Consider the following 9,470-nt stretch of genomic DNA (forward strand, 5'->3'; position numbering starts at 1 on the left):
CACGGCTCCTTCGGATGGGGGCACTGAGGACGTTCAGGCGTTGCGTGGTGCCGTGCTCGCGCGCTCCGTCAGCCGCGGCGGCAGCAGAGTCGCCTCCGGTACGGCGCCGCCGCCCAGCTTCTTCATCAGCAGCCGCACCGCCCGCTCGCCCACCTCGGCGGACGGCAGGGCGACGGAGGAGACGGGGACGCGCAGGTTCTCGGCGGTCTCGTCGGGACAGATGGCGGTGACGGACAGATCGGCCGGCACGCGCAGGCCGAGCTGCTCGAAGGCGTCGGTCAGCGGCTCCAGGATCGCCTCGTTGTGCACGACGACCCCGGTCAACGCGGGCTGCTCGCGCAGCAGTTGCTCGGCGACCAGACGGGCGGCGCCCGGCGAGGCCTCGCACGGGTGCACCGAGGAGGACAGCCCGCTGCGGTCGGCGGCGGCCGTGAAGCCCTGCACGACCCGCTGGGCGAACGCCGTCCCCCGCACGTACACCTCCGGCGGCGACCCCACCAGCGCCACCACCCGGTGCCCGAGCCGCGCCAGGTGCTCCACGCACGCCTCGCCGGCCGCCTTGAAGTCCAGGTCGATGCAGGTCAGCCCGGCCGGCTCGGCGGGGAACCCGATCAGCACGGACGGCCGGTCCAGCGAGCGCAGCAACGGCAGCCGCGGATCGTGGAGCTGGACGTCCATCACGATCAGCGCGTCGACCAGCGCCGTGTCGGCGACCCGGCGCAGCCCGTCCTCGCCCTCCTCCTGGGTCAGCAGCAGCACGTCGTGGTCGTGACGGCGCGCGGTGGTCACCACCGACACCGCGAACTGCATCACCACCGGCACATGGATCCCGGTCCGTAACGGGATCACCAGCGCCAGCACGTTGGAGCGGCTGCTGGCCAGGGCGCGGGCGCCGGCGTGCGGGCGGTAGCCCAGCTCGCGGATGGCCTCCTCGACCCGGCGCCGGGTCTCCTCGGAGATGGGGCGCTTGCCGCTGAGCGCGTAGGAGACGGTGCTGGGGGAGACGCCGGCGTGCCGGGCCACATCGGTGATCTTCACCATCAGCCCAGCTCCAGCGAGAGGAACCCGGTCCCCGCCCGCGCCCGCGCCGTGCGCTCCCCGGCCGCCAGGTTCCACGGCGCCACCGGGTCACTGCACGAGGCCCGCAGCGTGTCCCCCTCGCGTACGACGGTGAAGGCCACCTCCCCGACCCGCACCGTCACCTGCGCGCCCCGTCGCAGCCCGAACGCCCGCAGGGTGACGCCGTCGGCATGGTCGTAGTCGGGCCGGTCGGCCACCGCGCCCACCGGGATCACGGCGCCCGGCCTCACCAGCAACGGCACGCTGAGGAACCCGTGCCGCTCACGCACCCAGCGCGGCCCGGTGACCTCCCGCCCGCTGACGAAGTGCGTCCAGGTGCCCTCGGGCACGTAGTACGCGACGTCGCCCTCGTCGCTGAAGACCGGCGCCACCAGCAGGTCCGGGCCCAGCATGTACTGCCGCTCCAGATGCGCGCACCCGGGATCGTCCGGGAACTCCAGCACCATCGCCCGCATCATCGGCACGCCCTCGGCGTGAGCGGTGCGCGCGGCCTCGTACAGGTAGGGCATCAGGCTCAGCTTCAGCCGCGTGAACTCCCGCAGCACCTCCACGGACTCCTCGTCGAACAGCCACGGCACCCGGTACGAGGAGGAGCCGTGCAGACGGCTGTGCGAGGACATCAGCCCGAACGCCAGCCAGCGTTTGAACAGGGCGGGCGTCGGGGTGCCCTCGAAGCCGCCGATGTCGTGGCTCCAGTAGCCGAAGCCGGACAGCCCCAGCGACAGCCCGCCGCGCAGCGACTCCGCCATCGACTCGTACGTCGCCTCGCAGTCGCCGCCCCAGTGCACCGGGAACTTCTGGCTGCCGGCGGTCGCCGACCGCGCGAACAGCACCGCCTCCTGCTCGCCGCGGTGCTTGCGCAGCACCTCGAAGACCGTGCGGTTGTACAGGTACGTGTAGTAGTTGTGCATCCGCTCCGGGTCCGAGCCGTCGGACCAGCGCACGTCCACCGGCACCCGCTCGCCGAAGTCGGTCTTGAAGCAGTCGACGCCCTGGGCGAGCAGCGCCTCCAGCTTGGCCGCGTACCAGTCACGGGCGGCGGGCGAGGTGAAGTCGACCAGCGCCATGCCGGGCTGCCACATGTCCCACTGCCACACGCTGCCGTCCGGCCGCCTCAGCAGGTGCCCGAGCGCCTTGCCCTCCGCGAACAGCGGCGAACGCTGGGCGATGTACGGGTTGATCCACACGCACACCCGCAGCCCCCGCTCGTGCAGCCGGCTCAGCATGCCCTCGGGGTCGGGGAAGACGCGCGGGTCCCACCGGAAGTCGCACCAGTTGAACTCCCGCATCCAGAAGCAGTCGAAGTGGAAGACGGACAACGGCAGTTCACGCTCGCGCATGCCGTCGATGAACGACGTCACCGTCTCCTCGTCGTACGAGGTCGTGAACGACGTCGACAGCCACAGACCGAACGACCAGGCGGGCGGCAGCGCCGGACGGCCGGTGAGGGCCGTGTACTTGCGCAGGACGTCCTTCGGGCTCGGGCCGTAGATGACGTAGTACGTCAGCTCCTGCGTCTCGGCGCTGAACTGCACCCGGGAGACCGCCTCCGAGCCGACCTCGAAGGAGACCTTGCCCGGGTGGTCGACGAAGACGCCGTAGCCGGCGTCGGTGAGGTAGAACGGGACGTTCTTGTACGCCTGTTCGGTGGCCGTGCCGCCGTCGGCGTTCCAGATGTCGACGACCTGGCCGTTCTTGACCAGCGGCCCGAACCGCTCGCCGAGGCCGTAGACGGAGGTGCCCACCCCGAGGTTGAGCTGCTCGCGCAGGTAGTGGGCGCCGGTGGCGGTGTCCCGCAGGATGCCCATGTTCTTGGGGCCGCTGGTGGTCAGCGTCCGGCCGTGCGCGAGGAAGTCCACGTGCCAGGGCCCGGTGCGGGCCACCCGGACCGACAGCGCGCCGGAGGTCAGCGTCGCGTGCTCCTCGTCGTACTCCGCGTGGGGGGTGAACTCCTCTGTGCGCACGTCGAATTCGGGGCCGCGGGGCTGCTCGCCCTCGAAGTGGGTGAAGGTGAGGCCGATGACGTCGGGCATCGGGCTGTGCGCGCTGATCGTCACGACCGGTCCCTTCAGCAGGTCGCCGCGGTGGCGGATGGGCTGCGTCGGCGCGTGGATCTCCAGCGAGCCCTCGGTGGCGGTGACGTCGAGGACCTCGACGGGGTGGGCCGCGGTGACGCCCTCGCGCAGCAGCCAGTAACCATCGGTGAACTTCATGGGGGGGGGTCCTTACTTCACGGCTCCCACGGCGATGCCGCGGGTGAGCGTCCGCTGGAAGACGAGGAAGAAGACGATGGCGGGCAGCACCCCGAGGAGGGCGGCCGCGTTGGTCATCGTGGCGTCCATCAGACGCTGGCCCTGGAGGACGCCGAGCGCCACCGACACGGTCTGGTTGTCGTTGGAGATCAGCATGACCAGGGGGAGCAGGAACTCGTTCCAGGTCCAGATGAAGAAGAAGACCATCAGCACGCCGATGGTCGGCCGGCTGACCGGCACGACGATCCGCCACAGCACCTGCCACTTGTTGGCACCGTCGATGCGGGCCGCCTCGATGATCTCGCGAGGGAACTCGCCCAGCACGGAGGAGAGCAGATAGGTGCCGAAGGCCGCCTGGATCACCGTGAAGACGATGATGACGCTCAACCTGGTGTCGTAGAGGCCGACTTCCTTGCTCAGGTAGTAGACCGGGTAGACCAGCGCCTCCTGCGGAAGCATGTTGGCCAGCACGAAGAAGGCCAGCACCCAGGTGCGGCCCTTGATCCGGCCGATGCCGATCGCGTACGCGTTGAGCACCGACAGCACGACCGCGCCCACCGCCACCGAGCCGCTGATCAGCACGGAGTTGACCAGCTTCTGGCCGTAGTCGACGCGCTCCCAGAAGTCCTTCAGGCCGTCCAGGTAGAGGCCCTTGGGCAGGCTGAGCGGGCCGTTGGCGGAGTACTCGGCCGGGGACTTGACCGCGTTGACCGCCACGATCAGGAACGGGACGATCATGAACAGGGCCGCTATGCACAGGGCGATCAGCACCGGGTAGCGGCGCAGGGCGGTCGTCATGCGCGGTTCCCTTCCTCGCTGCGGGTCTGGAGCCTCAGCAGGATCAGCGAGAGGGCCAGGATGATCACGGTGAGGATGGTGGAGATCGCGGCGCCGTAGCCGACCTGGGTCTTCTCGAAGAAGGTGGAGAAGGAGAAGTAGGAGGGCACGTCCGTCGCGCCGCCGGGCCCGCCCTTGGTCAGCACGTACACCGCGCCGAACACCTTGAGCGCGGCGATCGTGCACCAGGTCAGCACGACGTAGATCTCCGGCCGGATCTGCGGCAGCGTGACGTGCCAGAAGCGCCGCCACCAGCCGGCCCCGTCCAGCTCGGCCGCCTCGTGCAACTGCGGGTCCACGCGCTGCAGTCCGGCCATGAAGACCACCAGCGGGAAGCCGATCTGCACCCACACCATCACGCCCATGACGCTGTAGAGCGCGATGTCGGGATCGCCGAGCCAGTCCTGCTGCCAGGAGCCGAGCCCGACCGCCTTCAGCAGTTCGTTGAGCGAGCCGTTGTCCGGTGCGAGGATCCAGCTCCACACGATGCCGGCGACCGCGATCGGCAGCACCTGCGGGAGGTAGAAGCAGGCGCGCAGCACCGCGGCGACCCTGCTGCCGAAGTGCCGGCCGACGTAGTCGAACAGGGCGGCCGCCAGGACGAGTCCGATCACCGTCGGCACGGCCGCCATGGCGACCACCATGAACAGGCTGTGCCGGAACGACGCCCAGAACTCGGAATCGTCCATCAGCTCGCGGTAGTTGGCGAGCCCCGTCCACTTCGGGCTGCCGATGCCCTGCCACTCGGTGAAGCTCACGCCCGTGTTCATCAGGAACGGCACGACGATGATCGCCGTGAAGGCGAGGAGCCCGGGGAGCAGGAACAGGGCGTAGGAGTCGCGGGTACGGGGGCGGCGCGGGCCGGCGTGCGGATGCTTGCCGACGGCCCGCGCGCCCCGTTCGACGGTGACCGTCATTGCTGGGGCACGCCCTTGTCGTACGCCGTCTGCAGGGCGCTGAGGTAGGCGTCCGGTTTCTCGCTGCCCGTCATCAGCTTCTGCGTCTCGGAGACCAGGACGTCGTAGAAGCCGTTGACCGGCCAGTCCGGGTAGAAGGCGAGTCCGTCGCGCTGACTGAGGGTGTTGAAGTCGGAGATCAGCTGCTTGGACTTGGCGTCGGTGATCGCGCTGGTGTCGGCCGCGACCGGGACGCCGCCCTTGTTGCCGAGCAGGTTCTGGATCTTCTTCGACATGGTGATGTCGATGAAGTCGTAGGCGAGCTCCTTGTTCTTGGCGTTCTTGGGGACCACCCAGAGGTTGCCGCCGGAGCCCAGGGTCAGGTCGGACCCGGGCCACAGGCCGCTGTCCCAGTCGAACTTCGCCTCGGACTGGAAGCGGCCGTACCACCAGCTGCCGGAGAACAGGATCGGCGCCTTGCCCTGGATCCAGGACACGCCCGCGTCCTCGGCCTTGGTGCTGGTCGACTTCTTGCTGATGTAGCCCTTCTTCACCCAGTCGGCGAAGGTGGTGGCCGCGTACGTCCACGCCGTGTCGTGGAAGTCGTTCTTGCCCTTGTACAGCTCGTACTTGTCGACCCACGAGCGGTCGGCCTTGGACAGGGCGAGCTGGTAGAGGTACTGCTGGGCCATGTACTCGGCGCCGGCGTTGGCGAGCGGGGTGACGCCCTTCTTCACGAAGGCGTCCATCGCGGCCGTGAGCTCGTCGAACGTCTTCGGCTCGGCGATCCCGTACTTCTTGAACAGGTCCTTGTTGTAGTAGACCATCGTGTACTCGGCGTAGTTGGGCACGCCGTACCACTTGCCGGAGCCCATGACCCCGTTGGTGTCGTACCTGCTGGTCGTGGCGACGCCCGCGCTGAGCTTCTTGTCCCAGCCGCGCTTGGTGGCCTCCGCCGTCAGATCGGTCAGCAGGCCCTGCTTCGACAGCTGGCCCGCGGTCGCGTTGCCCTTGTTGTACTCCATGAGGTCGGGTACGTCCGAGGAGTTCAGGATCATGGGCGCCGTCTTCTGGATCTGGTCGAAGCCCTTCTCCTCGAACTTCACCTTCACGCCCGGGTGCTGGGCCTCGAACTCCTTGATCGCCTCGTTCCAGGCCACGCCCATCGCGCTGTCGGGGCCCTCGTAGTGCCAGAGCCTGAGCGTCTTGGCGTCGGAGGACCCGCTGTCCGAGCCCCCGCAGGAGGTCAGCAGCAGCGATCCGCCCAGGATCGCCGCCGTGACCGTCATCACACGCCTTCGTGCTGTCAACATCCCGTGCCTCCAGGGGAGCCGGATGGGTTTCGGAGCGGCGCCGCGCGACGGGCCGGTCCGACGACAGTCGTCGAATCGATTCGATGCGAGGCGTCGAAGCGCTTCGACGGAGGAAGGTAGGTGCGCGCTGTGGGCGCGTCAATGCATTTGACGGGAATGGGTCTTCGGAGTTGTTCCGGTGCCGTGCCGGTCAGCGGGTGGTGAGGGAGATCATCAGCGCCAGGGCCGCCGCCGTCGCCGGCACGCCGAAGCCGGCCGCCGTGGAGAGGTGGTCGACCATCCAGCCGGCCGTCGCCGAGCCACACGCGATGCCGCCGAGCAGGCCGGTCACCGCCAGGGTCATGCCCTCGTTGAGGCGTCCCTCGGGGGTGCGGCGCTGCACCAGCGTCATGGTGGTGACCATCGTCGGCGCCGTCGCCATGCCGGCCACCAGCAGGGCGCCGGCCAGCAGCGGCAGCGAAGGTGCCAGGAGGGGCAGGGTCAGCAGGGCGGTCATCGCGGCCAGGCACCAGGGCAGCCGTCGCTCCGCCGGACCGGCCGGCACGACGGCCCCGAACACCAGGCCCGCCGCGCAGGACCCCGCCGCCTGCAACGCGAGGACGACCCCCGCCGCCGCACGGTGACCGTGTGCGTCCGCGAACGCGATCGTGGTGACCTCCAGCGCGCCGAACACCGCGCCCAGGGCCAGGCAGACGGCGAGGAGGGGCACGTGGAGGGGGAAGCGGGCCGGGGTGCGGGCGTGGACCGGCGGCTCGGTCGCGCGCTGGGCGGCGAACAGCAGCACGCCGGTCAGCAGCAGCACCGCCCCGGTCAGCGTGCCCGCCTCCGGGAAGAACGTCCCGCACAGGAAGGCCGCCAGCACCGGGCCCAGCATGAAGCACAGCTCGTCGGCGGCCTGCTCGAAGGAGTTCGCAGTGTGCAGCGCCCGCTCGTCGCCCTTGAGCAGGTGCGCCCAGCGGGCCCGGGACATGCCGCCGGTGTTGGGGGTCGTCGCGGTGGCGGCGTGGGAGACGAAGAGGGTCCAGGCGGGGGCGTCGTAGTGCACGCACAGCAGCAGCGCCAGCGAGCCGAGGACGGCGAACGCCGTGGCGGGCACGGCGATCCGGGCCTGGCCGTGCCGGTCGACGAGCCGGGCGGTGAAGGGGGCGACCAGTCCGGTGGCCGCGAGGCCGGTCGCGGTGACGGCGCCGGCGAGCGCGTACGAGCCGCGCGCCCCGGCGATCATCACGACCGCGCTCACGCTGAACATGCCCATCGGGAGCCGGGCCAGGAGGTTCCCGATCGTGAAGGCACGGGCGCCCGGGATCGCGAGGAGGCGGCGGTAGGGGCCCGGCGGGCGCCGGCGGGTCTCGCGCCGGGAGGTGAAGTCGACGGCCGCGAGGGTGTCGGCGGTCACGGTGAACAGCGGCGGGTTCCGGGGCGTGGGCTGCGGCATGGACACCACGGTGGCGCGGGGGCGATCAAGGGGTCCAACACCTTCTTGGCGCCGATTCACGCACGGGTGTGGTGAATCGGGAGCCGGCCTGTCGCAGGGGCGCACCCTGTGCGGTGGGTCGTGTTGTACGTTCGCCGGATGCCGGCCCCGACCCATCTCGACCCCCGTCTCCTGCGCGCCTTCGTCGCCGTGGCCGAGGAGCTGCACTTCACCCGGGCCGCGGCCCGGCTCTACGTCGCCCAGCAGGCGCTCAGCCGGGATGTGCGGCGGCTGGAGCGGCAGCTCGGCGCGGAGCTGTTCGTGCGCACCACCCGGCAGGTGACGCTGACGGCCGACGGCGAACGCCTGCTGCCGCACGCGCGCCGGGTGCTGCGGACGCAGGACGAGCTGCTCGCCGCCTTCGGGCAGGCCCGCCCCCTGCTGGTCGACCTCAACGCGCCGGGCCTGGTCACCGGGCGCCGCGTGCTGCACCGGGCCCGCGAACTCGCCCCCGACCAGGAGCTGATGGCCCGCTACGAGAGCGGGCTGACCGGAGCCGCGGGCGAACTGGTCGCCGGGCGGCTCGACGCCTCCTTCGGACGGTTCGCCGGGCTGGACGCGGCGCTGCGGGCGGGGCTGGAGCACCAGCCGGTGCGGTACGAACCGATGGCGGTGGTGCTGCCCGAGGACCACCGGCTGGCCTCCCTGCCCGAGGTGCCGCTCGCCGCGCTGGCGGGGGAGACGGTGTACGCCGGTGCCGGCAATCCCCGGACGCCGGAGTGGACGGATCTCGCGCGGCGGCTGTTCGACGGGCGGGGCATCGAGGTCGCGCCGCCCGCACCGCTCGCCGTCGGACACGAGGAGTTCGAGCGGATCATGGCCAAGACGCGGAACCCGGTTCTCGCGGTGGCGGACTTTCCCGCCATGCCCCGGACCGTGCTGCGGCCCCTGGTCGATCCGGTCCCGTTGTCGCCGGTTTCCCTCGTGTGGCGGAAGGGCCTGGTACATCCGGGATTCGACGCGCTTCGACGCGCGGCGGCCGAGCTCGCCGCGGCCGAGGGCTGGCTCCGGCGGCCGGCCGATGGATGGATTCCAGCCATTGACGTGGACACGATCAACCTGCGCAAATGACACATCACCATCACACCGGCTCCATGTGCGCTACATTCGTAGGCCTGAGCACGGTGTGGTAAGGGGGGCGCTCGGAGCGGGTGGGGGCCCGGTCCGGTCGACGTGTGCTCGGGTCGTACGCGCACCTGTGAGCTCTCCCGTGGGGGATTTTGTGCGCGTGAAAAAGTGGCGTGATGACGCCCAACCGGAGTGGGCCGATGCGCCATCCGGGCCTCGCAACGCTGCGGCGACGGGCGAGGACACCGAGGTGCTCGTCGACCGGGCCTTCGTGGCACCGGAGGAAACCGGAGCGCCGCGGTGGGACGTCTTCCGGCGTCCGTCCGACGACGCCGAGGACACCGCCGTGCTGCCCGCCGGCGCGCCTGGCGTCCCCGCGCCGCGCGACCCCTGGGAGCCCCCCGCTGCTCCCACACCGCGCGACCCCTGGGAACCCCCCGCCGGCGAGGACCACACGCACGACCCGCACGAGGTGACCGTCCAGCTGGACGCGGTCGGGCTGCAGCAGGACCTGCGCCTGCGCGAGGCGCGGGGCGCACAGGAGGCGTCC

At 70.8% G+C, this 9,470-nt stretch carries 7 protein-coding genes and 1 pseudogene; 2 read left to right on the plus strand and 6 right to left on the minus strand.

The window, feature by feature from the left end; translation table 11 throughout:
• Nucleotides 1-33 precede the first annotated feature (33 nt).
• From ACYF6T_RS35155 to ACYF6T_RS35180, 6 genes are all read right to left on the minus strand, one after another.
• Nucleotides 34-1,041, minus strand: coding sequence for a LacI family DNA-binding transcriptional regulator (locus tag ACYF6T_RS35155; protein ID WP_461701636.1), 1,008 nt, complete (start codon nt 1,039-1,041; stop codon nt 34-36).
• Nucleotides 1,041-3,293, minus strand: a complete 2,253-nt coding sequence (gene yicI / locus ACYF6T_RS35160; RefSeq protein WP_461701637.1) for an alpha-xylosidase — start codon at nt 3,291-3,293, stop codon at nt 1,041-1,043. The genes ACYF6T_RS35155 and yicI overlap by 1 nt, the downstream gene beginning before the upstream one ends.
• A gap of 12 nt (nt 3,294-3,305) precedes the next feature.
• Nucleotides 3,306-4,130, minus strand: coding sequence for a carbohydrate ABC transporter permease (locus tag ACYF6T_RS35165; protein ID WP_461701638.1), 825 nt, complete (start codon nt 4,128-4,130; stop codon nt 3,306-3,308).
• Nucleotides 4,127-5,086, minus strand: a complete 960-nt coding sequence (locus tag ACYF6T_RS35170) for a carbohydrate ABC transporter permease (protein WP_461701639.1) — start codon at nt 5,084-5,086, stop codon at nt 4,127-4,129. The genes ACYF6T_RS35165 and ACYF6T_RS35170 overlap by 4 nt, the downstream gene beginning before the upstream one ends.
• Complete coding sequence (locus tag ACYF6T_RS35175; RefSeq protein ID WP_461701641.1) at nt 5,083-6,378, minus strand: ABC transporter substrate-binding protein; 1,296 nt, start codon at nt 6,376-6,378, stop codon at nt 5,083-5,085. Before ACYF6T_RS35175 ends, ACYF6T_RS35170 begins: the two co-directional genes overlap by 4 nt.
• Before the next feature lie 190 nt (nt 6,379-6,568).
• Nucleotides 6,569-7,813, minus strand: a complete 1,245-nt coding sequence (locus ACYF6T_RS35180) for an MFS transporter (protein ID WP_461701642.1) — start codon at nt 7,811-7,813, stop codon at nt 6,569-6,571.
• 138 nt (nt 7,814-7,951) lie between these two features.
• On the opposite strand from ACYF6T_RS35180, the gene ACYF6T_RS35185 reads away from it, so the two are divergent.
• On the plus strand, nt 7,952-8,923 hold the full coding sequence (locus ACYF6T_RS35185; RefSeq protein WP_461701643.1) for a LysR family transcriptional regulator: 972 nt from the start codon (nt 7,952-7,954) through the stop codon (nt 8,921-8,923).
• A gap of 247 nt (nt 8,924-9,170) precedes the next feature.
• Nucleotides 9,171-9,470 (plus strand): annotated as a pseudogene (locus tag ACYF6T_RS35190) (hypothetical protein); the annotation flags it as partial.

Source organism: Streptomyces sp. 7R007, assembly GCF_054850255.1.

Coding starts and splice junctions, on each gene's coding strand:
- ACYF6T_RS35155 (WP_461701636.1), bottom strand. CDS start 1,041: ATGGTGAAGATCACCGATGTGGCCCGGCACGCCGGCGTCTCCCCCAGC.
- yicI (WP_461701637.1), bottom strand. CDS start 3,293: ATGAAGTTCACCGATGGTTACTGGCTGCTGCGCGAGGGCGTCACCGCG.
- ACYF6T_RS35165 (WP_461701638.1), bottom strand. CDS start 4,130: ATGACGACCGCCCTGCGCCGCTACCCGGTGCTGATCGCCCTGTGCATA.
- ACYF6T_RS35170 (WP_461701639.1), bottom strand. CDS start 5,086: ATGACGGTCACCGTCGAACGGGGCGCGCGGGCCGTCGGCAAGCATCCG.
- ACYF6T_RS35175 (WP_461701641.1), bottom strand. CDS start 6,378: ATGTTGACAGCACGAAGGCGTGTGATGACGGTCACGGCGGCGATCCTG.
- ACYF6T_RS35180 (WP_461701642.1), bottom strand. CDS start 7,813: ATGCCGCAGCCCACGCCCCGGAACCCGCCGCTGTTCACCGTGACCGCC.
- ACYF6T_RS35185 (WP_461701643.1), top strand. CDS start 7,952: ATGCCGGCCCCGACCCATCTCGACCCCCGTCTCCTGCGCGCCTTCGTC.